This is a genomic window from Mesorhizobium sp. GbtcB19, from assembly GCF_019091085.1.
Classification (GTDB): Bacteria; Pseudomonadota; Alphaproteobacteria; order Rhizobiales; family Rhizobiaceae; genus Mesorhizobium.
Map to the genome: position 1 here is coordinate 1 of NZ_JAGXJY010000079.1, position 857 is coordinate 857.

An 857-nucleotide genomic window follows, 5' to 3' on the forward strand; every position below is an offset into this window, starting at 1 on the left:
CGGGAGGAGGGGGGGGTCGGCGCGGTGCCGCTGGGGCGCACGCACACAGGCGCGGAGCGGGCGATGGGCCCGTTCATCAACACGCCGCCCGTTCGGCTGGACCTTGACGGGCGCAGCGTGGCGGCGGGCGTGCGCGAGACGCATATGCGGCTGGCGGAACTCCTGCAGCACGAGCATGCGCCGCTGGCGCTGGCGCAGCGCCGCAGCGGCGTGGCTGCGGGAACGCCGCTGTTCAGCACGCTGTTGAACTACCGGCATATCGCGGCGGAGAAGATGGGGACGCCGAGCCTCAGCGGCGCAGAGTGGCTGGAGAGCGAGGAGCGGACGTACTATCCGCTGACGCTGTCGGTCGACGACTTCGGGACCGAGCTTGGCCTGACGGCGCAGGTCGTTGAGGCGGTGTCGGCCGATCGTGTCATCGGGCTCATGCAGCGGGCGCTGGAGAGCCTGGCGCAGGCATTGGAGGCGGCGCCCGAGACACCGCTTCGGGCGCTGGACGTGCTGCCGGCCGAGGAGCGCGAACTGATCGTCGAGACCTGGAACCGGACGGAGGCTGCGTATCCGTCAAACCGCTGCGTCCATGAGCTGTTCGAAGAACAGGTGCGGCACAATCCTGATGCGATCGCGCTGATCCAGGGCGATGTTGAGATGAGCTATGGGCAGTTAAACGCCCGGGCCAATCGCTTGGCGCATCGCCTGATCGGGCTTGGGGTCAAGCCTGATGATCGTGTCGGGCTTTGCGTCGAGCGTTCGCCGGAAATGGTCGTCGGCCTGCATGCGGTGCTGAAGGCGGGTGCCGCCTATGTGCCGCTCGACCCAGCCTCTCCGCGCGAGCGTCTGGCCTGGCTGGTCGACGA

1 protein-coding gene is annotated in these 857 nt (G+C 68.6%); it reads left to right on the forward strand.

Features of this window, described 5'->3' with window-relative positions; genetic code table 11:
• Window positions 1-63: 63 nt before the first annotated feature.
• On the forward strand, window positions 64-857 hold a 794-nt coding region (locus KVT37_RS31660; RefSeq protein WP_254634396.1), incomplete at its 3' end, for an AMP-binding protein.